This window comes from Amycolatopsis iheyensis (assembly GCF_024703995.1).
Lineage (GTDB): Bacteria > Actinomycetota > Actinomycetes > Mycobacteriales > Pseudonocardiaceae > Amycolatopsis > Amycolatopsis iheyensis.
The window spans coordinates 21,952-48,274 of record NZ_JAMXQV010000043.1 but is presented as its reverse complement, the minus strand read 5'-3'; the positions used below and the strand labels follow the sequence as shown (position 1 = coordinate 48,274).

The window sequence follows — 26,323 nt, the reverse complement described above, 5'->3', positions numbered from 1 at the left end:
GTGGGAGAGCTAACCCACCCGGTCGAGTAGCCCCCGGAACGCGAAACACCCGCTGTGACACTCTGCGTCACAGCGGGTGTTCAGGGACTGCGTCAGTTCGACTTGCCGAACCCACCGGGCGGCGTGCCCGGGTTGTCCGACGGCGGCTGCTGGAAGAACGAGCCCTGCTGCGGCGCGTACGTCGTGGCCTGCTGCCCCGGCGGCGGCGTGGTCGAGGGCGGGTTCGGCGAGCCGTACTGGCCCTGCGGGAACGGCGCCGCCGACGGCTCGCCGGTCTGCGCGACCGGGCCCGGCTGCTGCTGGCCGTACTGCTGGCCCGGCTGGCCGTACTGCTGCTGGCCCGGCTGCTGCTGGCCGTACTGGCCGCCGTAGGACGGCGCGGCCGGCTTCGGCGCCGGCGGCTTGATGACGCCGTGCTCGATCAGCAGCGCGCCGACCGCCGCGAGCATCTGCAGGATCCCCAGGATCAGGATGACGGTGACCACGCCCGGGCTCGTCTGCAGCGCGACCAGCGTGTCGAGGACTTCGAGCGCGCCGAGCACGCTCAGCAGCGCCGCGTACGGCAGCGTCTTCGGGCCCTTCGGCAGCGCGTGCATCCCGGCGAGCAGGCCACCCGCGAGCAGGAGTACGCCGCCCAGGCCGACGTCACCGCTTTCGGCGAAGCCCAGGAAGTACTGGACGAGCCCCAGCACGGCAACCGCCAGGGCGATCAGCAGCGGCAGGTTCTGCGCCAGGTTCGGGGCACCGCCCGCGGGCGCCTGGTGCGAGTGCGGCTGCTGGGCGGGGAAACCGCTCGACGGCGGTCCGGGGGGTTGCTGGCCGCCACCCTGCTGGGGGTAGCCGGGCCCACCGCTGGGGAAGGTCATCGGATGCACTCCTGTCGGTTCGACCGGCACTCCGGGGTACGAGGACACCCGGGGGAAGACGAGGCGGCTTGCGTGCGCAGAACGCTAGCGCACTACGAGGCCGCCGACCCATCAGACGCGTGAATACCTCGGGAGGTTTCGTCCCGAAACGCGGAAAGGCCGGGCACCCTGACGGTGCCCGGCCTCACCAGGAGTGATGCGCCAACCTCAGCCGAGGTTGTTGTACAGCTCACGCGCGAGGACGGCGGTCTCGCTCGGGGTCTTGCCGACCTTGACGCCGGCGGCCTCGAGGGCCTCCTTCTTCGCGGCGGCCGTGCCGGAGGAGCCCGACACGATGGCGCCCGCGTGGCCCATGGTCTTGCCTTCGGGCGCGGTGAAGCCCGCGACGTAGCCGACGACCGGCTTCGTCACGTTCTCCTTGATGTAGGCCGCGGCGCGCTCTTCGGCGTCGCCGCCGATCTCGCCGATCATCACGATGACCTTGGTCTCGGGGTCCTGCTCGAACGCCGCGAGGGCGTCGATGTGGGTGGTCCCGATGATGGGGTCACCGCCGATGCCGACGGCGGTCGAGAAGCCGATGTCGCGCAGCTCGTACATCATCTGGTAGGTCAGCGTGCCCGACTTCGACACGAGCCCGATCTCGCCGGCCTTGGTGATGTCGGCCGGGATGATGCCCGCGTTCGACTTGCCGGGGCTGATCACGCCGGGGCAGTTCGGCCCGATGATCCGGGTCGTGTTGCCCTTCGCGACGGCGTGCGCCCAGAAGTAGGCCGAGTCGTGCACCGGGATGCCCTCGGTGATGACGACGGCCAGCGGGATCTCGGCGTCGATCGCCTCGACGACCGCGTCCTTCGCGAACTTCGGCGGCACGAAGATGACCGAGACGTCGGCGCCGGTCTCCTTGATGGCCTCCTCGACCGTGCCGAACACGGTGAGGTCCTTGCCCTCGATGGTGACCGTCTGGCCGGCCTTGCGGGCGTTGACGCCACCCACGATGTTCGTGCCGGACTTCAGCATCTTGGTCGCGTGCTTCATGCCCTCGGAGCCGGTGAGCCCCTGGACGATGACCTTGCTGTTCTCGTTGATGAAGATCGACATCTCACGCACCTGCCGCGGCGAGCTCGGCAGCCTTGTCGGCCGCGTTGTCCATTGTGTCCACCACGGTGACCAGCGGGTGGTTCGCGTCCGCCAGGATCTTGCGACCCTCCACGACGTTGTTGCCGTCCAGGCGGACGACCAGCGGCTTGGTGGCCTCGTCACCCAGGATCTTCAGGGCCTCGACGATGCCGTTCGCCACCGCGTCGCAGGCGGTGATGCCGCCGAAGACGTTGACGAAGACGCTCTTCACGTCGGTGTCGTTGAGGATGACGTCCAGACCGGCCGCCATGACCTCGGCCGACGCGCCGCCGCCGATGTCGAGGAAGTTCGCCGGCTTCACGCCGCCGTGCTTCTCGCCCGCGTACGCCACGACGTCCAAAGTGGACATGACCAGGCCCGCGCCGTTGCCGATGATGCCGACCTCGCCGTCGAGCTTGACGTAGTTGAGGTCCTTGGCCTTGGCCTTGGCTTCGAGCGGGTTCTCCGCGTCCTTGTCCACCAGGGCCTCGTGGCCCGGCTGGCGGAAGGAGGCGTTCTCGTCGAGGGTGACCTTGCCGTCGAGGGCGATGATCTTGTCCTGCGGGTCACGGACCAGCGGGTTGACCTCGACCAGCGTCGCGTCCTCGGAGACGAAGGTCTCCCAGAGCTTGACGACGACGTCGGCGGCCTCGTCGATGATGTCGGCCGGGAAGTTGCCGGCCTTCAGGATCTCGAGCGCCTTCGCCTTGTCGACACCGGTGATCGAGTCGACCGGGATCTTGGCGAGCGCCTCGGGACGCTCGACGGCGAGCTGCTCGATCTCCATGCCGCCCTCGGAGGACGCCATCGCCAGGAAGGTCCGGTTGGACCGGTCCAGCAGGAAGGAGAAGTAGTACTCGGACGCGATGTCCGAGGCTTCGGCCACCAGCACGCGGCGCGTGATGTGGCCCTTGATGTCGAGGCCGAGGATGGCTTCCGCCTTCTCCTTCGCCTCGTCCGGCGTCTGGGCCAGCTTGACGCCGCCCGCCTTACCACGGCCGCCGACCTTCACCTGCGCCTTGACGACGACCTGGTTACCGATCTGCTCCGCGGCGGTCTTGGCTTCTTCGGGGGTGCTAGCCACCGAGCCCGGCAGAACCGGTACTCCGTGGGCGGCGAAGAGATCCCTCGCCTGGTATTCGTAGAGGTCCACTACTCCAGTCTCCTGACGACACGCCACTGTGGTGGTCCGCTTGACCGGACCGCGCTGTCGGACCAGTCGAGGTTAGCGACCTGCGCAGACGCAGGGGACTCCGCACCTGGTGAAGTCGGTCACCGTACGCGGTCAGACGGTGTTCCCGAGGTGTGAGACCGCCCACCGGCCAGCCATTCCGCCGCGGTTTCGCCCGTGAAGACGGGGACGTCGGCCAGGGCGCGCGCGAGCTCCGCGGGTGGTTCGCCGCCCAGCACGCCGACGGCGTCGGGGTCCTCCTGCTCGGCCGTGCGGACGATCTGCTCGACGGTGTCCACCGGTCCGGCGTGGACGACTTCCATGCCTTCGTCGCGCAGGAGGCGGGCCAGCGCGACAGCGGCCGGGTCGGGCGTTTCGAGCTCCACCAGGAGCACCCGCGGGCGGTCACGGCTCACGACGTCCACCGGCGGCCGACATGCCGGCCGCGACGAGCAGCGCGGCCACGGCGGTGAGGGCGAGCCAGAAGCCGGTCGCGGGGCTCGCGTCGCCGAGGCCCTTGCCGACCAGGGGCAGCTCGGCCGCGTGGAGGGCGGCCAGCAGGGCGGCGCCGGTCAGCAGGGCCGCCGCCGGCTTCGGCCGGGACCGCAGGGCGAGCACGAGGGCGCCGACCACCACGACGACGGCGGTGAGCAGCCCCCACGACGGGGTGTCGAAGTCCGACCACAGCCCGGGCGCGACGTACCCCGGCACGGTGAAGACGGGCAGCCCGAACGCGGCGATCGCCAGCACCCCGCCGGCGACGACCGGGGTGAGCACGCCGCCACCGGGTGGCGCGCCGTCACCGGCGTCTTCGCGTTCGACGACACCGGTGCCGACGGCGGCGAGCGCGGCGAGGGCGGCGAGCACGAGGGCGGCGAACGTCCACGCGGCGCCGGCGCCGAGGTCGTAGGTGAAGGCGGGGGCCGCACCGGACGTGCCACCGATGTTCGCGCCGCCGAACCCGGCGAGGTTGCCGGCCTGGGTGGCGGTGAGCGCGGTGTTCAGCACGGCGGTCCCGGCCAGGACGATGCCGGCCCAGGCGAGCCCGAGCACGGGCCGCGCGACGGCGGCCGTCTTCGGGACGAGGGTGCCGAGCGCGAGGACGGCCACGACGAGCGCGGCGGTGAGCAGGAACCACCGCGCGGGGCTTTCGGCGGCGGCGCTGACCGGCGCGTCGGCGCCCGGGTTGAGGGCGGTGACCGCGACCTGCGGCGCGAAGGTGCCGATCACGGCGGCGAGCGCGGTGGCCAGGCCGAGCAGTCCGGTGGTGAGCCGCCACCAGAAGAGCCCGGGCAGTTTCGCCCCGCCGGCGAGGTCCCCTTCGGGCTTCTCGGCGGCTTCGGCCAGCCGTGTGAAGCCGAGGCCGGCGGCGAGGGCGGTCGCGACGAGCACGACGACGGGTCCCCAGGCGACGTCCAGGTCGTCCCGAGCCAGCCCGGCGACAACGGGCGGCACGGCGACCCCGAAGGCGGCGGCGCCCAGCCCGACGAGCGCCCCGCGCGCAACGTGGTCGGAGGGGGCGGCGAGCGCGACGACGGCGGTCAGCGGCAACGCGGCGGCGAGCAGCAGGTAGCCGCCAAGCGCGGGCCACGGCCCTTCGAAGGCGGCGCGGGCGAGCAGGAAGCCGTTGCCGGAGTGGACGGGAGCGGTGAGCAGCCCGACGGAGGCGGTGACGGCGAGCAGCGGAACGAGCAACCGCCACCGGCGACGTTCGGGCTCGTCGTGACTGCGGCTCGCCCGCCAGGCGGCAACACCGGCGGCCCCGGTGAGGACCTGCCCGGCGACGAGCAGCCAGAACCCCGCGCCGACGGCCGAGCCGCCGACGAAGTGGTCGGCCAGGTAGAGCTCGGGGCGGATGGCTAGGGGGCCGTTGACGGCGAACTGGAGGTCGAGGACCAGCCGGCCGGGCGCGAGGGCGGCGAGGCCGAGGAGGAGGCCGGCGGCCAGCCCGGGCCGGCGGGCGGCGGTCCCGATGGCGGCGATTACCGGCGCCAAGGCGAGGACGGTCAGCCAGGGCCAGCTGGTGAAGCCCGGGGCCGCTTCCGGTGAGACGGGGATGAAGGCCGCGGCTGTGAGGGATAGGGCGCCCAGGGTGGCCAGGATCAGGGCGGCTTTGAGGGGGGTTGGGTCGGTTTCGTCGGTCCAGGGTGGGAGCGGGGGTTCGGTCGGGGTGGCCGAGCGGCTCGGGTTTCGGGCACTGGTTGCCGCGGGCTGGGCGGTGGCACGGGCGGAGTCGCTTGGGCCGCGGCTGGGCCTGCCGGATGCTGCGGGCTGGGCTGCGCCGCTCGAACCGCGCTCGACCTCGCCGGATGCCGCGGGCTGGGCTGCGTCGCTCGAACCGCGCTCGACCTCGCCGGATGCCGCAGGCTGGGCAGCGGAGCCGGCAGAGCCACTCGGACTGCGGCCGGCCTCGCCGGATGCCGCTCGCTGGGCAGCGCTCGCGCCTGGCTCGAGCCCGGCGGGTGCGGCGGGCTCTGCGGTCGGGCGCTTGGAGCCGCTCGGACCGCGGCCGGGGCCGCCGGTCGCGGGCTGGGCCGCGGGCCGCGGGGACGTTCCTTGGCTTGGCTCGGACTCACGACGAGCTTCGGCAGGCTGGGCAGCGCCCGGACCTGGCTCGAGCCCGGCGGGCGCGTCGGCCGGCGCGGCGGGCTCTGCGGTCGGGCGCGTGGAGCCGCTCGGACCGCGGCCGGCCTCGCTACGAACCTCAGCGGGCTCGTCCCGCTCAGGGGCGGTGCTGGTGGGTGATTGCTCCGCCGCGGGGTTTGGAGGTGGCTGGGCGCGGGAAGGCTTCCGCTTACCGGTGGGGCGGGTGGCCGCGGGGTCTTGCGGGGGGCCCTGGGAGCCGGGGGTGCTCCCGGGCGGGGGCTCTGAGCGTGGGGGCATCGCCCGCGACGCTAGCAAGCTCGGGCGATCACGAACGCCCCAGCGGGGCGCGAGTCGCCGAGTGGTCGACCGACCTGGCGCCGCCCGGGAAACGGGCAAATCCGGCGGATTCGGGGCGATCTTCGGCCTGAGTCGGTGAACGGCTCGTAGGCGTCGACGAACGGTCGGCCACAGCCCAGCGTGGAAGCTCGCCCTCGCGGTCCGACTGGGGCCGCCGAGCCGGCGCGAGGCATCGAAAGTGCCTAAACATCCCCTGGCAAACCGTTATTCCGGCCACTTACGGCCGCGCGGCCGTAAGTGGGTCCTTTACTGCCCGAAACCCCTGTAAGCCAAGTCACACCAAACGCAGTAAACCCCCTCTAACTTTGGGTAATTAGCACAGGTGGGCGCGAAATCCCGGCCACCCGATCGGCCGACGGCCGGGGCAGATCTTGCCTACAGCGGTGCCCCTTCGTTACTGTCCCCCGGTCCCCATTACAGTCAGGTCACGAAGTAGGACGACGAGCGAACCACCCCCGAGGTTGGCTCACCGGGTTCCCCCGCCCGCAGTCCTCAGGCCCGGCTCCCCGACGATGGAAGGCCCTGTCTTGGCTTCACACCGCTCCCCCGGCGGCCAAGCTCCTTCCCCGGCACTGAAGGACGCACTCGAAGGTGCGGTCGTCCGTGTCCGGGGTGCGCACCGCATCGCCCCGCCCTCTTCGGCCCTTCGCGGCCGTGTCGTGGTTGCCGCTGTCGCGGCCGGTGCCTTCGCTGCCGCTGCCGCGGGACAGACGCTCAAGACAGTCACCGACTCCGACGCCGGAGTCACGCCGCTGGCCAACAGCCAGGACGCCAGCGCTGCGCTGACCGCGGGAGGTGCGGGCTCCGGGGGTGCCCCCGAGCTCCTGCCCGCCGGACACGCCGTCGACGCCTCCGCCGAGGCCGCCAAACTTTCCGACAGCGCTTCGATCACCTCGGCCCGCGAGAAGCGTGAAGCCGACGCCGCCAAGAAGGCCGCCGAGGAAGCCGCTCGCCCCAAGACCTGCCTGCCCGCGCACGGCACCTTCACCTCGGGCTTCGGCGCCCGGTGGGGCACGAGCCACCTCGGCATCGACATCGCCAACTCGATCGGCACCCCGATCTACGCCGCCTCCGACGGCACCGTGATCGACGCCGGCCCGGCCAGCGGCTTCGGCCTCTGGGTGCGCGTCCAGCTCGACGACGGCACGATCCAGGTCTACGGCCACATGAACAGCTTCTCCGTCAAGGAGGGCCAGAAGGTCAAGTGCGGCCAGCAGATCGCCGAGATCGGCAACCGCGGGCAGAGCACCGGCCCGCACCTGCACTTCGAGGTCTGGCAGAACGGCACCAAGAAGATCGACCCCCGGCCCTGGCTGGCCGCGCGCGGCATCGTGGTCTGACTCGACCGAGTCGACTGAACCACCTGAGTCGACTGAACCACCTGAGTCGACTGAAACACCTGAGTCGTCCGAACCACCTGAGTCGTCTGGACCACCAGCGACAGTCAGGCGCGAGAACCTCTGAGGCCGCGCCGACACCCCGCAGGTACCCGAGACCTCACTCCGCCTCCTCCAGGCCGCCAAAAGGCCGCTGAGAGCCCGGAAAAGGTGAGCCCGGACAAGGTCACCGGCGATCGCCCGGCAGCCGGCGGACGAAGTACGCCACCGCGACCTGCCACACGGTGCAGAGCCCGGCGCCCCCCGCGGAGCGGACACGCGCGGCACGACGCGTAGCCCAACGGCGTCCCCGACCGCAGAGGGCACAGCGCCAGCAGGCAATACAACGCCCGTCCGCACCGAGCTCGTGCTGCCTGAGCAGCGCTCGCCAGGCGGCGGCCAGCCGGCACGCCTCCGCTCCCGCGTGCGAAGCACTTCCTGAAGCCCCCGAAGGCACCGAACCCCGATCCGGAACCGTCGTCTCCAGGACTCCTCGCAAATATTTTTGTACCCCTTCGGCCAACAGGTGAAACAGGACCGCGTCCACACCACACTACCCCTTCCGTCGAACTTGTGTTCGATCGCAGGGTCAGTTCTACCGGGTGGGTACGACGATTCCGGCGGCGATCGCGGGGATCGCCGCCGGATTCACTCGTCCGGGTAACGCGCTACTGCTAGAGCTTCACCATCGGCACGCTGCCGATCAGCATCAGGCGGACCTTGCCCGCCGCGCCGAAGTCGATCGTCGCCGTCGCGCGCGGGCCGACGCCGTCGCACGAGATCACCGTGCCCAGGCCGTACTTGTCGTGGCTGACGCGGTCGCCGACGTCCAGCTTCAGCGCCACCGTGTCCTTCCAGCCCTTGCCGAACGACGGCGTGCCCGAGGAAGACGGCGAGGACGACCGGCGGCCGCCCCACGTCGTCGCCGCGCGGGGCGTGCCGCGCGAACCGGAGCCGAAGGAGCCGAAGCCGCCGCTGGAGGGTTCCAGCCGCCGCCAGTCGACGAGGTCCGGCGGCAGCTCGTCGAGGAACCGCGAAGCCGGGTTCATCGACGGCTGGCCCCACGCCGAGCGCGTGATCGCGCGCGAGACGTACAAGCGCTTGCGCGCCCGCGTGATCGCGACGTACGCCAGCCGCCGTTCTTCGGCCAGCTCGGTCGGGTCGCCCAGCGCGCGCATGTGCGGGAAGACGCCGTCTTCCCAGCCGGTGCAGAACACCACCGGGTACTCCAGGCCCTTCGCGGTGTGCACGGTCATCAGGGTGACCACGCCCGCGCCGCCGTCGCCTTCTTCGCCGCCGTCGGGTGACGGCACCGAGTCGGCGTCCGCCACCAGCGACACGCGCTCGAGGAACGCCGGCAGCGAACCGGGCGCCGGGACGCCTTCGTCCACGACCAGCTCGGCGTTCTCGTCGGCGACGATCTCCGCGGTGATCTCGGTGAACTCGCGGGCCACGGTGATGAGCTCGTCCAGGTTCTCGACGCGCGTGTGGTCCTGCGGGTCTTCGGACTCTTCGAGCTCGATGCGGTAGCCGGTCTTCTCCAGCACCGCTTCCAGGACGTCGTGCACCTCCGCGCCTTCGGAGATCAGCACACCCAGCTCGTCGAGCAACGCGACGAACCCCTTGATGGCCTTGACCGAGCGCGGGTTCAGCAGCGGCACCTTGTCTTCGGTGGCGTCGCGAAGTGCTGCGGCGAAAGAGATCCGCTCGCGCTCGGCGTGCGTCGCGACGACGGCTTCCGCGCGGTCGCCGATGCCGCGCTTGGGCACGTTCAGCACGCGCCGCAGGCTGACCGTGTCGTCGGGGTTCGCCAGCACGCGCAGGTACGCGATCATGTCGCGGACTTCGCGCCGCTCGTAGAACCGCACGCCGCCGACGACCTTGTACGGCAGGCCGAGCCGGATGAAGATCTCTTCGAAGACGCGGGACTGGTTGTTGGTGCGGTAGAAGACGGCGACGTCGGAGTAGTCGGCTTCGCCCTTCTCCGCCAGCGCGTCGATCTCGTTCGCGACGAACGCGGCTTCGTCGTGGTCGTTGTCCGAGACGTAGCCGACGATCTTCTCGCCCTCGCCCGAATCCGTCCACAGCCGCTTCGCGCGGCGGTTCGGGTTGCGCTCGATGACGGCGTTCGCCGCGGACAGGATCGTCTGCGTGGAGCGGTAGTTCTGCTCCAGCAGGATGGTGTGCGCGTTCGGGAAGTCCCGCTCGAACTCCTCGATGTTGCGGATCGTCGCGCCGCGGAAGGCGTAGATCGACTGGTCGGCGTCACCGACGACGACCAGCTCGGCCGGGTCGACGCCGGCCTCGTTCGGCGCGGTCCCGGCCAGCTCGCGGACCAGGGTGTACTGCGCGTGGTTCGTGTCCTGGTACTCGTCGACCAGCACGTGCCGGAAGCGCCGCCGGTAGTACTCGGCGACGGCGGGGAACGCCTGCAGCAGCGAGACCGTGCGCATGATGAGGTCGTCGAAGTCGAAGGCGTTGGCCTGGTTGAGCCGCCGCTGGTACTCGACGTAGACCTCGGCGACGCGGCGCTCGAGGTCGTTGGCTGCGTTCGCCGACGCCTCTTCGGGGTCGACGAGCTCGTTCTTCAGGTTCGAGATGTGGATCGCGAGCGTGCGCGCCGCGTACTTCTTCGGGTCGATGTCGAGGTCGCGCGCCACCAGCGTGATGAGCCGCTTGGTGTCGTCGGAGTCGTAGATGGAGAAGCTCGACGACATGTCCAGCGTCTTGGCTTCACGACGCAGGATCCGCACGCACATCGAGTGGAACGTCGACACCCACATGGCGTTCGCGCGGCGCCCGACGAGCGCGGCGACGCGCTCGCGCATCTCGGCGGCGGCCTTGTTGGTGAAGGTGATCGCCATGATTTCGCCGGGGTGCACGCGGCGTTGCCCGAGCAGGTAGGCGATCCGGCGGGTCAGCACCCGGGTCTTGCCCGATCCGGCGCCCGCGACCACCAGCAGCGGGCCACCGGCGTGGGTGACGGCTTCGCGCTGGGCCGGGTTCAGGTCGTCGAGCAGATCGGCCTGCCCGCCGGAAGCGGGCTTGCGCGCGGGGGTCTCGGCGGGGAGATCGAAGAGGGTGTCCATCGTCTGTCCACGCTACCCCGGGCGGGCCGGGCTCCGGCGAAAGCGTGCCGACCCGGCCGGTTTTGCGAGCGCTCGGGCGGGCTCGACGGCTCCGGCGAACGCCGCTACCGCGCCAGGCGTAGTGGGAGGTGTCGCCTGGTGTCCGACGCGCCGCCTGCCCGGCGAGCGGAGCATCGGTCTACATGGAAGACAGCCATCCCGCCCGGATCCGGGCCGCCGACGCCGATCGTGAACGCGTCGCCACCGCCGTCCAGACCGCCGGCTCCGAAGGCCGGCTCACCCTCGACGAGGTCGAAGAGCGCCTCACCCACGTCTACGCCGCGCGGTTCACCGACGAGCTCACCGCGCTCACCGCCGACCTGCCGCGGCCCGCGCCGCCGCGGCCCGGCTTTCCGCTCACCGCCGCGATGCTGCGGCGGCACCCCGCGCTGCGCGTGCACGCCGCCGTCGTCGTCGCGGTCGCCGTGCTGCTGATCGTGCGGTGGGCCGTGCTGGGCGCCGGGTTCTTCTGGCCGGCCTTCCCCTTGTTCTGGCTCACCGTCAGCTTCTTCGTCCACGCACGGGTCCGCTCGGCCCGGGACCGGCTCGGCCCGGCTGTGCCATACTGAAGGCATGCGGCACGCGGAGCGATTTTTCTACGGGACCCGGACTCCGGCTCCCGTGATCGCGTAGTGCCCGAACCGCCATCACAGCCAGCCCCGGAGTCCACGGACCCGGGGCTGTCGCCGTCCCAGGGGCCAGGTCCGGGCATCGAGGGAGAGGTCCCGATGAACGCACAAGCGACGAACGCCGACGGCCAGCCCGCCGAGCACACCCCTGCCGGAGACGACATCGCGTCGCTCCGGCAGGAGATCGACTGGCTGGACAAGGAGATCCTCCGGCTCGTGAAACGCCGGGTCGAGGTGTCCAAGACCATCGGGGCCGCGCGGATGGCCGCCGGGGGCACCCGGATCGTCTACAACCGCGAGATGGACGTCCTCGCGCGCTACCGCGAGCTCGGCCCGGACGGCCGGCAGCTGGCGATGGCGCTGCTGAACCTCGGCCGGGGCCGGCTCGGCCGGTAACGGTTGTCCGAATTCCGGGTCTTCCCTGAGGCACCGGTGGCCCGGCTGCAGGCAGACTGGGGTCATGGAGTGGCTCGTGAACCTCATCGCCGTCATCGTCGCGCTCGTCAGCGTGCTGGCCGCGCTGGGCCATGTGGGGTATCTGGCGATGCTGAACAACGCGGCGGGTAAGCGGGCCGGCGGCGCGCCGGTCGCGCAGTACGTCCGCAGCCGGTGGGCGGTGGCCGGCGGGACCACCGCGGCGTCGTTGTTCGCCTGGTTGCTCACGTCCGGGGGAACCGGGCTCGACATCGTGGCCATGATCCTCGCTGCGGGTAGCGGTGCGGTGGCCACGAAGGCCTTGCAGTCGACGCGTGACCGCTACCGCACCGGCGGCTGAACCCCGCTGAGCTGGGCCGATGGCGCTGCGTGAAACTTCGCAGCGTCACTGTCCCCCTTTCGGTCGCGCCCGACCGAGTGAAACCTCTGCAACTTGCAGGTTTGGGGGCGACTTTCTACGCCGGATGCTCCTAGGGTTGACGCCGTGAGGACCCTTGCGTCTGGGCCGGGCGGAGCCCGCGGGACGCGCGGGGGCAGTGGCCCTGCGCGTCCGGTCTCGCATGCGCGTGCATCTGCGCAGGATTCGGAACAGGATTTCGCGCGTGAGGACGGTGCTCCGATCGGGTCGATCACGCACTCCTCGGCGTCAGGACCGGACGGCCTGGTGGTCGATCCCACATGAGCTACGGCACGGAGTTCCCCGGACGCGCCACCGCGCCCGCGCACCCCGGACGGCACCGCCGCGGGGGCGCGGACAGCTGGACGCCGCCCCTGCCCGAGCACCGGCCGGTCCGGCACAACGCGGGCGCTCCGCCGGAGCGGCACACCGCGCCGATGGCTCGCCTTCCCCAGCCGGCCGAGGCCGCCGGGTTCGTGCGCGGGTCGCTCGCCGGCTCGTTCGCCGACGCGGCCTGGGCGGGTCACGCCGACGGCTCTCTCGCCGACGCAGCCGGCTTGTTCGGTCGGCCCGCTGCAACCGGTGCAGGCCACCCCACCGACACAACCGGCCCGCTCGGCCACCCCGCCGCAACCGGTGCAGGCCACCCCACCGACACAACCGGCCCGCTCGGCCGCCCCACCGCAACCGGCGCAGGCCACCCCACCGACACAACCGGCCCATTCGGCCACCCCACCGCAACCGGCGCAGGCCACCCCCTGCCGGTCGACCCGCCGATGTCCGGGTCGCTGCCACTGCCCCAGCCGTCGCTGCCCCAGCCCCGTGACGGGCGGCCGCTCTTCCCCGCCGCGCACGGCAGCCTTCCCCTCGGCTTCGAAGACGACGCCGACACCTGCGAAGACGGCCGCTACGACGACGTCGAGGCGGTCACCGAGTCCCGCGCCGACCAGGCCGCGCGGCGCACCCGGGTCTCGCTCGACGCGCCGCGGGCGGGTGGGCCGGCCGAACCGGACGACGATGACGTGCGGATCTACGCCGCGCCGCCGATCGACGGGCTCGGGGGCTTCACCATCGGGTCCGTGCCCGCCTCCGTGACCCCGCCCAAGACCTGGCGCAAGGCCGCCTGGTTCGCCACCGGCGCGTCCGGCGCCGTGGTCGTCGGGATGCTGTTCGCCGGGTCCTACCTCGTCGGGAAACCGCCCGCGGACCAGGCCGTGCAGGGCGCCTGGCCGGGTTACCAGGGCGCGCCGACCGTCGTCGACCCGACCGGGGACCGGCTGCCGCCCAGTGGGCACGGCGGGTCCGCCGTCGGCCCGGAGAGCTCGGCCACGCGGCCGGAGAACGCCGCCGGGACCACCAGTGGCGGCGGTGCCGGCCCGGTCGACGGGACCACCACGGTGCCCGGGGACGACAGCACCGGCCGGCCTTCCTCGACGTCGGGCACGGACACGGCCAGTGGCGTGCCGCAGAAGCCGCCGGTGACACCCGCCGAGCGCGAAAACCCGGTCAAGCCGCCGTGGTGGTACTCCTTCCCGCCGGACGCCCAGACCATGGGCGACAACTCCGAGAAGTTCTTCAACACGGTGACGACCGACCCCGCCGCGGCGTCCTCGGTGACCACCGGCGACCTGCACGACCAGGGGCCGCACGCGCTCGCCGAGCGCTACGCCGGCATCGCCTACTTCGAGGTCCGCAAGGTCAGCATCGACCAGCAGCGCGGCGTCACGGTCAACACCGTCGAGGTGACCCACACCGACGGCTCCAAGACGATCGAGGAACGCACGCTGACGTTCGGGGACGGCGACAAGATCGCGGCTGACGGTCAGTAACCGCATTCGCACGTGCGGTTCGCCCGTTCCGATGCACGTGCGGTGCGCCAAGCGGTTACCCCTGGTCCGGGTGGGTGACATAAGCTGCCGCTCGTCGTATGGCGACGGCATTCCGGCGACAGAGCCTGGTGATCGCCGTCGGCACAGGGTTACCTGACGACAGCGGATCCGGAACCGGCCACGAGTCGGCCATCCGGACCAACGGAAACCCGGCCGAACGGCCGAGCGACCGTCCCCGGAACCCCAGAGCGAGGACTTTCGTGCTTGATCGGCAGCGCACACGGCGGGAGACACCCCACGCCGTCCGCGTCGAGGACGTGATCCCGGCCGAGATTCTCGACGGCGTCGGCGACGCCGACCGCGACTATCTCGAGCAGGTCTTCCGCGACCCGCAGCGGTTCGTGCCGCAGCGGCCCGAGGCCGGCCAGCGTGAGCCGGAGCAGCGGGAGCAGGCGCAGGCCGAGGCCGCCGGAGATCCCGAAAGCCGGTTCGCCCGCCGCGCCAAGCTGGCCGGGCTCGTCGCCGCCGGCGCCCTCGTCGCCGGGGCGGTGGTCGCCGCGCCGATGCTGACCAGCGCGCACCGCGCCGTCTCCGCCGACGGCCAGTCCACGCCCGCCGGCTTCACCGGCGCCGCGGAGCTCGGCGGCCTCGCCGTCCCGCAGCACCAGGCCGGCGGCGGCACGCCGGAGCAGCACGGGCCGGCCACGTCGAGCACGCACTCCGGCGGCGGCCCCTCGGCCGCCGAGTCCACCGGGGGCAGCCCGCAGCCGCAGGCCGAGACGGCCAAGGCCGACGCGGTGCCCGACAAGGCGGCCGACCAGCGCAGCGCGAGCCGGAAGATCGACGCCGTCAAGCAGTTCTACGCCGCGATCGCGCAGAACCCGGCCGGCGCGCTGGCGCAGCTGAGCCCGACGCTGGCCGACGGCGCCGCCGGCGAGCTGGTCCGCACCTGGAGCTCGATGGACGCCATCGACGTCCAGGAGGGCGACACGCAGATCAACCCGGACGGCTCGATCCTGGCGGTCGCGACACTGCGGCGGCCGGACGGCGGGCTCGTGCGCGTCACGCAGCTGTTCCGGGTCGCCGACACGGGTGGGCTGATCACCGAAGCCGAGCTCGTCTCGGCCCAATACATGTAGCCCTGGGCGATCACTCCTTCACCCGTGGTTCAAGTGCCTGTACCGGATTCGTGTGCGCAGAGTGAGCGCCTAGCCTTGTCACGGGCCGGTCTCAGTGAAGCCGGCACACAGCCCACGACATGTGCATACGCTCCAGCGAAGCGGCGTGTTCGCGGCCGCGGCACCAGGCACCGATCCTCACGCCCTGGTGAAGTCGGAGCCCAAAGGGAGGTCGCGTGAGCGACGAGGGTCGTCTGGTCGCCGGTCGATATCGCATCGACGGCCGGATCGGCACGGGCGCGATGGGGGCCGTCTGGCAGGCGCACGACGAGGTCCTGGGCCGCACGGTGGCGATCAAGCAACTCCTGCTCCAGCCGCACCTGGACGAGCACGACGCCGAGGACGCCCGGCAGCGGACGATGCGCGAGGGGCGGATCGCGGCGCGGCTGCACCACCCGAACGCGATCTCCGTCTTCGACGTCGTCACCGACGACAACGGCCAGCCGTGCCTGATCATGGAGTACCTGAACTCCACCAGCCTGGCCGCCGTGCTGCAGGAACGCCGCACGCTGCCGCCGACCGAGGTGGCGCGCATCGGCGCCCAGGTCGCCGCGGCGCTGCGCGAGGCGCACGCGGTCGGCATCGTGCACCGCGACATCAAGCCGGGCAACATCCTGCTGGCCGGCAACGGCACCGTGAAGATCACCGACTTCGGCATCTCACGCGCCAAGGACGACGTCACGGTCACCAAGACCGGGATGATCGCCGGCACCCCCGCCTACCTGGCCCCCGAGGTCGCCATCGGTGGTGACCCGGGCCCGGAGTCCGACGTCTTCTCCCTCGGCTCGACGCTGTACGCGGCCTGCGAGGGCCAGCCGCCGTTCGGGCTGTCGGAGAACACGCTGAGCCTGCTGCACGCGGTCGCGGCCGGGCAGATCATCCCGCCGCGCCAGTCCGGGCCGCTGGCCAGCGTGCTGGCCGTGCTGCTGCACCCGGACGTCCAGCACCGGCCGACCGCCGAAGAGTGCGAGGAGCTGCTCGCGGCCGTCGCCCGCGGTGAGACGCCGCTGGGCGCCCCGGCCGACGAGACCATGATGGCGCCGTCCGCCGGCGTCCTCGGCGCGGCCGCGATGGCCGACCCGAACGCGACGCAGATGTTCGACGAGATCCCGGCGGGGCACTCGGGCAGCCTCCTCGACGGCGGCCAGGCGCCCACGCAGGCCGTGCCGTACTACGACGAGGACGATTACCCGGAGGGCACCGGCTACCCGGAGGACGACTACGACGGGTACGACCACTACCCCGAGGACAACCAGTACGCCGGCGGCGTGCCGCCCGGCCTGGCCGCGACGCGGGCCGTCCCGGTGCCGCCGCACGAGCAGGGCCCGTACGCGGACGAGCCGTACGACGACTACGACGACGAGCCGCCGCCCCCGCCGCCGCGGCGCGCGACCGGCCCGGTCGATGACGACGACGAGAAGCCCGGCGCCTGGAAGCGCCCGGCGATCATCGGCGGCGTCGTGGTCGTGGGCCTGGTCGCGCTGGCCGTCTGGCTGCTGAGCCCGAACAACCCGGAGGCGCCCGCGGCGCCGGTGTCGAGCAGCAAGCCGACGCCGGTGGCGACGTCGGAGTCGCAGCCCTCGACGACGGAGGAGCCCACCACCACGGCGGATGTCCCGCCGCCGGTGGAGGAGACGACCTCGTCGTCGAAGCGCACAACGCCGCGGCAGACACAGCCGGAGACGACGCCGACCAAGCCGAGCACAAAACCGACTACGTCATCCTCCGCGCCTCCGACCGATTCCGAAACTCCGACGCCGCCGACCTCGCCCACGGCGACCGGTGGCAACACCTGATGCACCGAGGTTTGTGTTGAGTTCCGAAGGCACCATCGTCGGCGGGCGGTTCCGGCTGGACCAGCCGATCGGCCGCGGCCGCGCGGGCATCGTGTGGCTCGCGTTCGACACGCGGCTGTTCCGCACCGTCGCGATGAAGCGGATGTACCTCCCGGTCGGCGGCGGTGACCGCGCCGAGCAGGCGCGCGCGGGCGCCATGCAGGAGGGCAAGGACGCCGCCCGGATCGAGCACCCCAGCGCGATCAAGGTGTTCGACGTGCTGCCCGACGGCCAGGACGTCTGGCTGGTGATGGAGTACATCCCGTCCCGCAGCATGGCGACGTTCCTCGCCGAGCACGGCCGGCTCACCCCGGACCAGGCCGCGCAGCTGGGCATCCAGCTCGGCAACGCGCTCGCCGCGATCCACGCGGCCGGGTTCGTGCACCGCACGCTCGAGCCGGGCACGGTGCTGCTGGCCGACGACGGCGGCGTGAAGCTCACCGACATCGGCATCAGCGGCGGCGGGCCGCACGCGGCGTACGTCGCGCCGGAGGTCGCGCGGGGGCTGCCGCCGACGCCGGCCGCGGACGTCTTCTCCCTCGGCGCGACGCTGTACACCTCCGTCGAGGGCGTGCCGCCCTTCGGGGACGACGGGCAGTCGTCGGAACGGCCCGCGCAGAACGCGGGGGTGCTGACCGCGGCGCTGCGGAAGATGCTGCGGTCCGACCCGACCACCCGGCCGACGATGGCCGACACCGTCCGGTCGCTGAACGCGATCACCGAAGGCCGCGAGACGGCGTTCATCCCGCCGACCGCGCCGGGGCTCCCGCCGCCGCCGACCCCGCCGTTCAACCCGGGGCTGGCGCCCGCGGCCCCGCCGCCGATGCCGCCGTCGGGACCGCAGTTCCAGCAGCAGATCCCGGTCGCCGCGCCCGGCGGCTACTCGCCGGCGGAAGAGACGCAGCGCATGCAGCCGGTGCCGCCGCCGACGCAGTACGCGCCGGGACCGCCGCCGCAGGCACCGCAGGCCCAGGCCCAGGCCCAGGCGTGGAACCTGCCGGTGTCGAAGAAGACGCTGATCACCGTGGCCGCGATCCTGGCGGCCGTGCTGGTCGGGATCCTCGTCTCGGAGCTGTTCTTCGTCTAAGCCACCTTGGCGGTCGCCGCGCGCATGGCTTCGAGCAGCGTGCGGACGGCCGGGTGGCCCCACGCCCGCGACGCGACCGCGGCGTGGATCGCGCGGGCGGGCTCCGGGTTGCGGATCTTGCGGACGACCACGCCGGGGTGCTGCGCGCCGAGCCCGAGCTCGGGGATCAGCCCGACGCCGATGCCGGCCGCGACGAACCCCTGCGCCGTCTGGTAGTCCTCGGACTCGACGACGACGTTCGGCGCGAACCCGGCGGACGCGCAGGCGCTGTCGAGGATTTCGCGGCAGACGCCGGGCAGGCCGTCGACGCCGACCCACGGCTCTTCGGCGAACTCCGTCAGGTCCAGCACGCGCTTGCGGGCCAGCGGGTGCGTCTTCGGCAGGACCGCGCGGTACGGGTCGTCGAGCAGGTGCACCAGCTCGACGCCCTTGGCGGGCGGGGTCCGGCGCGGGAAGACGGTGATCGCGACGTCGGCTTCGCCCGCCTCGACGTCGGCCATCGGGTCCTGCGGCTCGACGAGCTTGAGGTCGAGGCGGACGCCGGGGTGCTCGCGGCGGACCGCGGCGATGGCGGGCGGGACGAGGGACGCGCCGGCCGTCGCGAAGTAGCGGATGGCGACGCGGCCGATGCGGCCCGCCTTCAGCTCGGTGAGCGCCGCTTCGGCCTTCGCGAGCTCGGTGCTCAGCGTCTCGGCGTGCTCGGACAGCAGTGAGCCCGCCGCGGTGGGCCGGACCCCACGGCCGACGCGTTCGAGCAGCTCGGTGCCGGCTTCGCGTTCCAGGGCCGAGAGCTGCTGGCTGATCGCGGACGGCGTGTAGCCGAGGTTGCGGGCCGCGGCGGTGATCGACCCGCTGGTGATCACGGCGCGCAGGACCTGCATGCGGCGGACGTCGAGCATGCCCCGATCGTACAGCTGAGCTTAAGCGTTCCTGCAGTTATTTTCGCTTGTCCTTACGTCTCGGCGGCGCGAAGCTGGCGATGATCGAAGGAGGACTGGTGGGCGAGACGAAGACCCTGCTGCGGATCGGCGCGCTGGCGTTGATGTGGGGATCGAGCTTCTTCTGGATCAAGCTCGGGCTGGACATGTTCTCGCCGGTGCAGCTGGTCCTGGCGCGGCTGGTCCTCGGCGCGGCGATGCTGCTGGTGCTGTGCCGGCTGCAGGGGGCGCGCCTGCCACGCGGCCGGCGGATGTGGGGACACCTGGCGGTCGCGGCGTTCTTCCACAACGCGCTGCCGTTCCTGCTGTTCGCGATCGGCGAGACGACGGTCGACTCGGGCATCACGGGGGTGCTGAACTCGACGACGCCGCTGTGGGTGCTGCTGGCGGCGCCGCTGATGGGGACGTCGTCGCGGATGGCCGGCGCCCGGCTCGCGGGCCTGGTGATCGGGCTCGCCGGGATCCTGCTGATCTTCGCGCCCTGGCAGGCGTCGGGCCTGCTGAGCTGGGGTGCCCTGGCCTGCCTCGCGGCGGCGGCGAGCTACGGCTTCGCGTTCGTCTACGAGGGCAAGTACCTGTCGTCCACCGAGCTTTCGCCGTACTCGATCTCGGCCGGCCAGATGCTGCTGGCGAGCGGGATGCTGGTGCTCGCGCTGCCGGCGGGCGGGTTCGCGCCGGTGCACGTGTCCCCGGTGCCGCTGCTCGCGGTGCTGGTGCTCGGCATCGGCTCGACGGGCATCGCGTTCGCGCTGAACTACCAGCTCCTGGCGAGCGAAGGCGCGGTGGCGGCTTCGGTCGTCGGGTACCTGCTGCCGGTGGTTTCGGTGCTGCTGGGCGCGGTGTTCCTGGGTGAGCAGCTGAACCTGCGGGTGATCGCGGGGATGCTCGTGGTGCTGGGCGGGGTCGCGCTGACCCGCCTCCCGAAGCCGGAGCGAGGGGTCACGGCGGAGCCGGGTGACCAGGCGGATGGGCTTGGTGACGACACCACCGGGCGGACGCCGAGGCCTCTCGCTCCTCTGGCGGACTGAAGCTCAGACGAGACGGCGGTCGGAGGCCCAGCGGGAAAGCTCGTAGCGGTTCGAAAGCTGGGTCTTCCGCAGCACGCTCGAAACGTGCGTCTCCACGGTCTTCACCGAGATGAACAGCTCCGACGCGATCTCCTTGTACGCGTACCCCCGCGCCAGCAGCCGCAGCACGTCTCGCTCTCGCGGGGTCAGCAGGTCCAGCTCGGGGTCGTTGATCGGCGCCGAACCCGGGCGGTCGGCGAATGCGTCCAGCACGAAGCCCGCCAGGCGCGGCGAGAACACCGCGTCGCCGTCGGAGACCCGGACCACCGCGCGGACCAGCTCCTTCGAGGAGATCGTCTTCGTCACGTAACCGCGGGCGCCCGCGCGGATGACCGCGATGACGTCCTCCGCCGCGTCCGAGACCGACAGGGCCAGGAACACCACGTCCGGCAGCTCCGGGCGGACCCGGCGCAGGACCTCCGCGCCGCCGCCGTCGGGCATGTGGACGTCGAGCAGCACCACCTGGGGCTTGGTGCGGGCGATGCCGGCCACCGCCTCGGCCACCGAGCCGGCCTCGCCGACCACCTTGACCTCGTCGGTGATCGAGTCGAGCTCGGTGCGCACCCCCGCGCGGAACAGCGCGTGGTCGTCGACCAGGAACACCTTCACCGGTTCACGCCGCGTGTCAGTCACGTCGTCGAGCATAGCCGCCTCACGCTGCCCCCTTGCCCGCTTTCACCGGCATGGCGAGCTGCACTTCCGTGCCCTCCCCCGGCGCGGTGCGCACCTTGCACGAGCCACCGTGGCGGGTCATCCGGCCGCGGATCGAGTCGGCGAGGCCGTGCCGGTCCTCGGGCACCAGGTCCGGGTCGAAGCCCTTGCCGCGGTCGCGGACGAACACCGTCACCGACGTCGGCTCGACCTCGGCGAAGACGCTGACCTCCTCGACGCCCGCGTGCTTCGCCGCGTTCACGATCGCTTCGCGCGCCGCCTGGACCAGCGCCACCAGCGACTCGTCCAGCTCCGCGTCGCCGACGACGACCTGGCCGACGGAGATCGCGAACGTGTCCTCGACCTCGCCGCACGCCGTCGCCAGCGCTTCGGAGAGCTGGCCGCTCGCTTCCTCGGGCTTCTCGGCGGGCTTGCCGTAGCCGTTCGGGCCGTAGAGCCAGCCGCGCAGCTCGCGCTCCTGGCTGCGGGCCAGCCGCGCGACCTCACGCGGCTGCTCGCTCTGCTTCTGGATCAACGCGAGCGTCTGCAGCACGGAGTCGTGCAGGTGCGCGGCGATTTCGGCGCGCTCGTCGGTGCGGATGCGCGCCTTGCGCTCGTCGGACAGGTCCCGGACCAGGCGCAGCCAGAACGGCACGGTCAGCACGGCGACGCCGATCAGCGTCGCGACGACCGCGATCAACGCGAACTGGACCTGGTCGAGGGTGCCGCTGCGGAGCACGACCACGGTGACGCCGGTGATCACCAGCGCGACGCCGGCGACGATCCGGATCGCGGCCGACCAGCCGCCCCCGCCGAGGAACGCCCCCGCGAAGCCGTCCTTCGCGCCGACTCGCCAGCGGCGGCGCTGCGACTCGTCGGCCTCGCGCCAGACGACGGCGAGACCGAACGCCGCGACCGCGAGCGGCACGGCGACCCAGCCGCTGATGAACCCGGTGAGCGTCCCGCTGGCGACGGCGAGGCCGACGCCCAGCGCGACCAGGCCGAACGCCTGCTGCCGTTCCTTCGACGTCGGCGCTTCGGCGGTCTCTTCGGACTTCTGCTGGACGAACACCCAGAGCAGGCCGTACGCGAGCAGCCCGGCGCCGTTCAGCGCGGCGAGCAGCGCGAAGGCCGTCCGCACCCAGACGACCGGCACGCCGAGGTGGTCGGCGAGCCCGCCGGCGACCCCGGCGATCGCCCGCCCGGACCGGCGCCGGAACATCTTGGGCTTCTCCGGGATGGCCACCTGGTCGGGGGTGACGTGGTCGAGGGAGTCCTGCACGGGGTCCATGGTCACACGCCGTGGCGTGCGGTGGCATCGGGGAAACCCCTGATCCGCCTAGGCGGCGTCCTGCGAGTCAAGCTCGCGGTCTTCGCGCCCAGGCGGCCCCTGACGGCACGGGCGGATCACCCGAGTACGGCCCAGTACGAGGGTGCTCCGCCCGCACCGCCAGGAACCACCTGGATCACGAAGCCCATCGAGCAGACTCACCGGACACCACCTAGTGCCCGGGCTCGGGAACGAGACGGATCGCCAGGTCCGGGTCGAATTCGCCACGGCGGCTGCCGGGCGCGGTCCCGCACGGGCCGTCGGACGTCCCGGGAGTGGTGAGCCAGAGTCCCTGCGGTTTCCCCGCCCGGTCGATCCGCTCCCACGCGCCGGTCTTCGCGCCGGCGGGGTTGCAGCCGCCGGTGACTTCGGCGCCGTTGCGGGCGGTGTCGAACAGCGGGAGGTAGTCGGTGCGGCCGGTCGACGTCGCCAGGCGGGAAAGGATCGCTTCCGCGGTCGCGGTCAGCCGGCCGTCGTCGGCGTAGCGGCCGACGTTGAGCGCGAACCCGGCCGCGTCGCGGACGTCCGCGGCGGTCAGCAGCCGGGCCGCGTCGTCCGGGAAGCCGAGGTCGGAGACGTCCAGCAGGGTGGCCGTCGCGGGTGCGCGCAGCGTGCGGACGGCGTCGGCGAGCGCGGCGGCCCGGAGGGCGGGACACGCGGCGACCCTGACGACGACGACCGCGGGCCGCCCGGCGATCGCGGCCGCCAGCGCGGTGAACCACCGGTGGTACGTCTCGGCCGCGCAGTCGCCGGTGGCGTCGGCCAGCAGGACGGGTTTGCGCTTCGCCGCGGCCGCCGCCGCGACGAACGGGCCGGCGTCCGCCGGGACCGTGACCAGCCGGGCCGCCGGCCGGCTCGCGATCCGCGTCGCGATCGTTTCGCGCGCGGGGCCCGGCGGCGCCGAGCGGACCCAGGCCGCGGCGGGATTGCCGGGGTCGACGTAGAAGTCGTCGGCGCCGGCCAGCAACGGGAACGACACCGCGGTCGAGGGCGGGCGCTTGTCCCCCGCGTAGGGGCCGCACGCCGCCAGCAGCGCGAGCACCGGGATGAGGGCGAGCCATCGGGTCACCCGGCCATTCTCCGGGAAACCTCAGGGACCATCCCGGATGTCCGCCGACCTCGGGTGCCGCATGATTTCCGGTATGAGTGGTGCGAGTGAGACACGGGTGCCGAAGCCGGGTGCCCTGAACGGTTTCGAGGAGACCGTCAAGGACTTCTGGGCCAGCCGCCCGCGGCGGCCGCACGCCGGGCGCAAGGTCGCCGGCGTCGCCGCGGGGATCGGGTACCGGTACGGGATCGACCCCGTCGTCGTGCGGATCGCCCTGGTCGTCGCGACCGTCTTCGGTGGCTTCGGGGTGACCTTCTACCTGCTGGGGTGGCTGTTCCTGCCGGGCGAGAGCGACGAGGTGTCCGGCTTCGAAGGGCTGATCGGCCGCGGCCGGTCGTCGGTGTCGCCGGCGTTCGCCGTCGTGCTGTCCGTGCTCACCGTCGTCAGCTTCGGGGGCGGCTTCAGCGGCGGCTGGTTCGACGGCGGCGGGTTGATCGGGTTCGCGCTCATCGCCACCGCTCTCTACCTGCTGCACCGCAACCGCGGCCAGAGCAACCGGCCCGCGCCGGTGACCCCGCGCTCGCGGTCCGGAGCCTTCACCGGGAACGGAGCTTTCACGATGACCGACACCGCGACCGCCGAGGCGAAGTCGCCGGAGCGGGGCTGGGACCCCCTCGCCGCCGATCCGGCCGGCTGGGACCTGCCCGACGCGCCCGCCCCGCACGAGCCGCCGCCCGTGCCGCCGCCGTCACCGTCCTACCGGCCCGAGCCGCGCCGCCGCTCCAAGGTGGGCTCGGCGACCTTCGGCCTCGCCGTGCTGACCGCCGGCGGCGGGGTCCTGGCCGCCCTCAACGGCGCCACCTGGTTCGACGCCCAGCACATCGTCGGCCTGGTCCTCGGTGTGGTCGGCATCGGCCTCGTCGCCGGCGCCTTCGCCCGCGGCGGGCGTGGCCTGATCGGGCTCGCCGTGCCGCTGGCGATCGCCGGGATGGTGCTGACGAGCGCGCCGTTCCAGAACTTCGACTTCCGCGGCGGCGCGGGCGACCTCAACGAGACCCCGCGCACGGTGACCGCCCTGAAGCCGCTCTACCAGCACGCGGCCGGCGACATCGACCTCGACCTGACCAAGCTGCCCGCCGGGTCGCCGATCACCACCAACGTGGTCAACGGCGCCGGCGACACCAAGGTCACCGTCCCGGAGACCGCCGACGTCACCTACGACTGCCACACCGGCGCCGGCTCGGCGGACTGCTTCGACCGCTCCACCGACGGCATCAGCCAGGACGCGCTGACCGGCGTCGACTACGGCACGGACGGCCCCGGCGGCCAGCAGATCACCCTGCACGTCAAGAACAGCGTGGGCAACGTGGAGGTGCGCCGTGGCTGACCACAACCCCTACGCCTACGACAACCCGGCGGAAACCCAGCCGCCCGCGAAGCGCGGCGGGCTGGACGTCTTCACCCTGATCGTCGGGGTCGCGACGCTGCTGATCTCCGCCTACGTCCTCTCGGACGGCGCGAGCTGGCTGCCGCACTTCGACTTCCGCTGGGTGATCGCCGGCGGCGCGGTGTTCGTGGGGCTCATGCTCCTCGGCGCGTCGTTCGGCAAGCGCCGGCGCTAGCACCGGACACACCACTCACTCTCGAGGCCCTGGATCCCACGCCAGGGCCTCGAGTCCTGTTCAGGGGAGGGTCACTCCCACTCGATGGTGCCCGGCGGCTTGGACGTCACGTCCAGCACCACCCGGTTGACCTCCGCCACCTCGTTGGTGATGCGCGTGGAGATCCGCTCCAGGACGTCGTAGGGCAGGCGCGTCCAGTCCGCGGTCATCGCGTCCTCCGACGACACCGGCCGCAGCACCACCGGGTGCCCGTACGTCCGGCCGTCGCCCTGGACGCCGACGCTGCGGACGTCCGCGAGCAGCACCACCGGGCACTGCCAGATGCTGCGGTCCAGCCCGGCCGCGGTCAGCTCCTCGCGGGCGATCAGGTCGGCCGCGCGCAGGGTCTCGAGGCGCTCGGCGTCGACCGCGCCGATGATGCGGATGCCCAGGCCGGGGCCGGGGAACGGCTGACGCTGCACGATCGTCTCGGGCAGGCCCAGCTCCAGGCCGACCCGGCGGACCTCGTCCTTGAACAGCAGCCGCAGCGGCTCGACGAGCTCGAACTGCAGGTCGTCCGGCAGGCCGCCGACGTTGTGGTGGCTCTTGATGTTGGCCGTGCCCTCGCCGCCGCCGGACTCGACGACGTCCGGGTACAGCGTGCCCTGGACCAGGAACTTGTAGTCGCCCTGGGCCTTGAGGTCGCGCTCGGCCTGCTCGAAGACGCGGATGAACTCGCGGCCGATGATCTTGCGCTTCTGCTCCGGGTCGGTGACGCCGGCGAGCGCGTCGAGGAACCGCTCGCGCGCGTCGATGGTGACCAGGTTGACGCCGGTGGCGGCGACGAAGTCGCGCTCGACCTGGGTGCGCTCCCCCGCGCGCAGCAGGCCGTGGTCGACGAACACGCACGTGAGCCGGTCGCCGATGGCGCGCTGGACCAGCGCGGCCGCGACGGCGGAGTCGACCCCGCCGGACAGGCCGCAGATCGCGCGGCCGTCACCGATCTGGTCGCTGATCCGCTTGACCTGCTCCTCGACGATCGACGACGTCGTCCACTGCGGCTTGATGCCCGCGATGTCGTGCAGGAACCGGCGCAGCACCTCCTGGCCGTGCGGCGAGTGCGCGACCTCCGGGTGGTACTGGACGCCGGCGAAGCGGCGCTCGACATCTTCGAAGCCGGCGACCTCGGCGCCGTCGGAGGACGCGGTGACGACCGAGCCCTCCGGGGCCTTGGTGACGCTGTCGTTGTGGCTCATCCAGGCGGGCTGGTGCGCGGGCAGGCCGGCGTGCAGGACACCGCCGTCGCCGGTCACGCGGACCTCGGTGCGGCCGAACTCGCGGACACCGGTCGGCTCGACGACGCCGCCGAGCGCGCTGGCCAGCAGCTGGTGGCCGTAGCAGATGCCGAAGATCGGGACGCCGGCTTCGGTGAGCTTCGGGTCCATGCCCGGCGCTCCTTCGGCGTACACGCTCGAAGGGCCGCCGGAGAGGATGATCGCCGCCGGGTTCTTCGCGAGGATCTCTTCGGTGGACGCGTTGTGCGGGACCACTTCCGAGTAGATCTGTGCCTCGCGGACGCGCCGGGCGATCAGCTGCGCGTACTGCGCCCCGAAGTCCACGACGAGAACCGGACCGGTGGGACTGGGCACCTGGCGACCTCCTGGCTGCGGCGGGATTCCCCACCATCGTCCCAGGTGG

At 72.3% G+C, this 26,323-nt stretch carries 22 protein-coding genes; 11 read left to right on the top strand and 11 right to left on the bottom strand.

All coding sequences use genetic code 11. The features are described from left to right. Nucleotides 1–92 precede the first annotated feature (92 nt). The 5 genes from M8542_RS46715 to M8542_RS46695 all read right to left on the bottom strand — a co-directional run bounded on the left by M8542_RS46715 (nt 93) and on the right by M8542_RS46695 (nt 5,148). Nucleotides 93–866 (bottom strand): DUF5336 domain-containing protein, encoded by a 774-nt coding sequence (locus M8542_RS46715; protein ID WP_257926875.1) that lies wholly within the window; start codon nt 864–866, stop codon nt 93–95. Between the two features lie 207 nt (nt 867–1,073). Further along, nucleotides 1,074–1,964 (bottom strand): succinate--CoA ligase subunit alpha, encoded by an 891-nt coding sequence (sucD, locus tag M8542_RS46710; protein ID WP_257926874.1) that lies wholly within the window; start codon nt 1,962–1,964, stop codon nt 1,074–1,076. A 1-nt stretch (nt 1,965) separates the two neighbouring features. Beyond that, on the bottom strand, nt 1,966–3,135 hold the full coding sequence (gene sucC / locus M8542_RS46705) for an ADP-forming succinate--CoA ligase subunit beta (protein ID WP_257926873.1): 1,170 nt from the start codon (nt 3,133–3,135) through the stop codon (nt 1,966–1,968). A gap of 119 nt (nt 3,136–3,254) precedes the next feature. Continuing rightward, on the bottom strand, nt 3,255–3,569 hold the full coding sequence (locus M8542_RS46700) for a cobalamin-dependent protein (RefSeq protein WP_257926872.1): 315 nt from the start codon (nt 3,567–3,569) through the stop codon (nt 3,255–3,257). Next, complete coding sequence (locus tag M8542_RS46695; RefSeq protein ID WP_257926871.1) at nt 3,559–5,148, bottom strand: hypothetical protein; 1,590 nt, start codon at nt 5,146–5,148, stop codon at nt 3,559–3,561. Before M8542_RS46695 ends, M8542_RS46700 begins: the two co-directional genes overlap by 11 nt. A 1,607-nt stretch (nt 5,149–6,755) precedes the next feature. Between M8542_RS46695 and M8542_RS46690 the strand changes: the two genes are divergently transcribed. Next, on the top strand, nt 6,756–7,436 hold the full coding sequence (locus M8542_RS46690) for a M23 family metallopeptidase (protein WP_257926870.1): 681 nt from the start codon (nt 6,756–6,758) through the stop codon (nt 7,434–7,436). Nucleotides 7,437–8,146: 710 nt separating this feature from the next. Here the strand turns inward: M8542_RS46690 and pcrA are convergent. Beyond that, nucleotides 8,147–10,561 (bottom strand): DNA helicase PcrA, encoded by a 2,415-nt coding sequence (gene pcrA / locus M8542_RS46685; RefSeq protein WP_257926869.1) that lies wholly within the window; start codon nt 10,559–10,561, stop codon nt 8,147–8,149. Nucleotides 10,562–10,743: 182 nt separating this feature from the next. Between pcrA and M8542_RS46680 the strand changes: the two genes are divergently transcribed. From M8542_RS46680 to M8542_RS46650, 7 genes are all read left to right on the top strand, one after another. Further along, nucleotides 10,744–11,169, top strand: a complete 426-nt coding sequence (locus M8542_RS46680; RefSeq protein WP_257926868.1) for a DUF1707 SHOCT-like domain-containing protein — start codon at nt 10,744–10,746, stop codon at nt 11,167–11,169. Between the two features lie 159 nt (nt 11,170–11,328). Further along, nucleotides 11,329–11,625, top strand: a complete 297-nt coding sequence (locus M8542_RS46675; protein WP_257926867.1) for a chorismate mutase — start codon at nt 11,329–11,331, stop codon at nt 11,623–11,625. A 64-nt stretch (nt 11,626–11,689) separates the two neighbouring features. Beyond that, nucleotides 11,690–12,004, top strand: a complete 315-nt coding sequence (locus tag M8542_RS46670; protein WP_257926866.1) for a hypothetical protein — start codon at nt 11,690–11,692, stop codon at nt 12,002–12,004. Between the two features lie 833 nt (nt 12,005–12,837). Further along, nucleotides 12,838–13,890, top strand: a complete 1,053-nt coding sequence (locus M8542_RS46665) for a hypothetical protein (RefSeq protein WP_257926865.1) — start codon at nt 12,838–12,840, stop codon at nt 13,888–13,890. A gap of 260 nt (nt 13,891–14,150) precedes the next feature. After that, nucleotides 14,151–15,029: a hypothetical protein gene (locus M8542_RS46660; protein WP_257926864.1), complete on the top strand. Its 879-nt coding sequence runs from the start codon at nt 14,151–14,153 to the stop codon at nt 15,027–15,029. 215 nt (nt 15,030–15,244) lie between these two features. Further along, nucleotides 15,245–16,864 carry a serine/threonine-protein kinase gene (locus tag M8542_RS46655; protein ID WP_257926863.1) on the top strand — a complete coding sequence of 540 codons (1,620 nt, stop codon included), beginning with the start codon at nt 15,245–15,247 and terminating at the stop codon, nt 16,862–16,864. A gap of 16 nt (nt 16,865–16,880) precedes the next feature. Next, the gene (locus M8542_RS46650; RefSeq protein WP_257926862.1) at nt 16,881–17,990 is read left to right on the top strand and encodes a serine/threonine-protein kinase; all 1,110 of its coding nucleotides are present in this window, start codon (nt 16,881–16,883) and stop codon (nt 17,988–17,990) included. Here the strand turns inward: M8542_RS46650 and M8542_RS46645 are convergent. Further along, nucleotides 17,987–18,889, bottom strand: coding sequence for a LysR family transcriptional regulator (locus M8542_RS46645; RefSeq protein ID WP_257926861.1), 903 nt, complete (start codon nt 18,887–18,889; stop codon nt 17,987–17,989). The two genes, M8542_RS46650 and M8542_RS46645, sit on opposite strands and share 4 nt — an antisense overlap. Before the next feature lie 98 nt (nt 18,890–18,987). Between M8542_RS46645 and M8542_RS46640 the strand changes: the two genes are divergently transcribed. Continuing rightward, nucleotides 18,988–19,956 (top strand): DMT family transporter, encoded by a 969-nt coding sequence (locus M8542_RS46640; RefSeq protein ID WP_257926860.1) that lies wholly within the window; start codon nt 18,988–18,990, stop codon nt 19,954–19,956. Nucleotides 19,957–19,959: 3 nt separating this feature from the next. On the opposite strand, the gene M8542_RS46635 is transcribed toward M8542_RS46640, so the two are convergent. From M8542_RS46635 to M8542_RS46625, 3 genes are all read right to left on the bottom strand, one after another. Continuing rightward, nucleotides 19,960–20,640 carry a response regulator gene (locus tag M8542_RS46635; protein WP_257926859.1) on the bottom strand — a complete coding sequence of 227 codons (681 nt, stop codon included), beginning with the start codon at nt 20,638–20,640 and terminating at the stop codon, nt 19,960–19,962. A 7-nt stretch (nt 20,641–20,647) separates the two neighbouring features. Continuing rightward, on the bottom strand, nt 20,648–21,943 hold the full coding sequence (locus tag M8542_RS46630; protein ID WP_372508791.1) for a PspC domain-containing protein: 1,296 nt from the start codon (nt 21,941–21,943) through the stop codon (nt 20,648–20,650). A gap of 205 nt (nt 21,944–22,148) precedes the next feature. Next, nucleotides 22,149–23,045 carry a glycoside hydrolase family 6 protein gene (locus tag M8542_RS46625; RefSeq protein ID WP_257926857.1) on the bottom strand — a complete coding sequence of 299 codons (897 nt, stop codon included), beginning with the start codon at nt 23,043–23,045 and terminating at the stop codon, nt 22,149–22,151. Between the two features lie 73 nt (nt 23,046–23,118). On the opposite strand from M8542_RS46625, the gene M8542_RS46620 reads away from it, so the two are divergent. Further along, nucleotides 23,119–24,411 (top strand): PspC domain-containing protein, encoded by a 1,293-nt coding sequence (locus tag M8542_RS46620; RefSeq protein ID WP_257926856.1) that lies wholly within the window; start codon nt 23,119–23,121, stop codon nt 24,409–24,411. Then, complete coding sequence (locus M8542_RS46615; RefSeq protein ID WP_257926855.1) at nt 24,404–24,646, top strand: hypothetical protein; 243 nt, start codon at nt 24,404–24,406, stop codon at nt 24,644–24,646. The genes M8542_RS46620 and M8542_RS46615 overlap by 8 nt, the downstream gene beginning before the upstream one ends. A 71-nt stretch (nt 24,647–24,717) precedes the next feature. Here M8542_RS46615 and guaA read toward each other — a convergent pair whose 3' ends face one another. Beyond that, on the bottom strand, nt 24,718–26,274 hold the full coding sequence (gene guaA, locus M8542_RS46610; RefSeq protein WP_257926854.1) for a glutamine-hydrolyzing GMP synthase: 1,557 nt from the start codon (nt 26,272–26,274) through the stop codon (nt 24,718–24,720). Between the last annotated feature and the right edge of the window lie 49 nt (nt 26,275–26,323).

Bases quoted from the DNA above. Each gene is read 5' to 3' on its own strand.
- M8542_RS46715 (WP_257926875.1), bottom strand. From the start codon at position 866: ATGACCTTCCCCAGCGGTGGGCCCGGCTACCCCCAGCAGGGTGGCGGC.
- sucD (WP_257926874.1), bottom strand. From the start codon at position 1,964: ATGTCGATCTTCATCAACGAGAACAGCAAGGTCATCGTCCAGGGGCTC.
- pcrA (WP_257926869.1), bottom strand. From the start codon at position 10,561: ATGGACACCCTCTTCGATCTCCCCGCCGAGACCCCCGCGCGCAAGCCC.
- M8542_RS46680 (WP_257926868.1), top strand. From the start codon at position 10,744: ATGGAAGACAGCCATCCCGCCCGGATCCGGGCCGCCGACGCCGATCGT.
- M8542_RS46675 (WP_257926867.1), top strand. From the start codon at position 11,329: ATGAACGCACAAGCGACGAACGCCGACGGCCAGCCCGCCGAGCACACC.
- M8542_RS46670 (WP_257926866.1), top strand. From the start codon at position 11,690: ATGGAGTGGCTCGTGAACCTCATCGCCGTCATCGTCGCGCTCGTCAGC.
- M8542_RS46665 (WP_257926865.1), top strand. From the start codon at position 12,838: ATGTCCGGGTCGCTGCCACTGCCCCAGCCGTCGCTGCCCCAGCCCCGT.
- M8542_RS46645 (WP_257926861.1), bottom strand. From the start codon at position 18,889: ATGCTCGACGTCCGCCGCATGCAGGTCCTGCGCGCCGTGATCACCAGC.
- M8542_RS46635 (WP_257926859.1), bottom strand. From the start codon at position 20,640: ATGCTCGACGACGTGACTGACACGCGGCGTGAACCGGTGAAGGTGTTC.
- M8542_RS46620 (WP_257926856.1), top strand. From the start codon at position 23,119: ATGAGTGGTGCGAGTGAGACACGGGTGCCGAAGCCGGGTGCCCTGAAC.